Origin of the sequence: Alkalimonas delamerensis (genome assembly GCF_030717955.1) — a bacterium.
In the GTDB taxonomy this organism is placed as follows: Bacteria; Pseudomonadota; Gammaproteobacteria; order Enterobacterales; family Alteromonadaceae; genus Alkalimonas; species Alkalimonas delamerensis.
Window position 1 is genome coordinate 1 of the sequence record NZ_JAUZVY010000015.1, and the last position, 373, is coordinate 373.

General features: G+C 52.3%; 1 rRNA gene. It reads left to right on the forward strand.

The annotated features are described in order from the left end of the window. Nucleotides 1-373: ribosomal RNA gene (locus Q3O59_RS15860) — 23S ribosomal RNA — on the forward strand; the annotation flags it as partial.

The following is a 373-nucleotide window of genomic DNA, read 5'->3' on the forward strand; positions in this document are numbered from 1 at the left end:
CGGAGATATCTGGTTCTCCTCGAAAGCTATTTAGGTAGCGCCTCGAGCGAATACCATTGGGGGTAGAGCACTGTTTGGGCTAGGGGGTCATCCCGACTTACCAACCCCATGCAAACTCCGAATACCAATGAGTACTACTCGGGAGACACACGGCGGGTGCTAACGTCCGTCGTGGAAAGGGAAACAACCCAGACCGCCAGCTAAGGTCCCAAAGTTATGATTAAGTGGAAAACGATGTGGGAAGGCATAGACAGCTAGGAGGTTGGCTTAGAAGCAGCCACCCTTTAAAGAAAGCGTAATAGCTCACTAGTCGAGTCGGCCTGCGCGGAAGATGTAACGGGGCTAAATCATACACCGAAGCTGCGGACTTGTG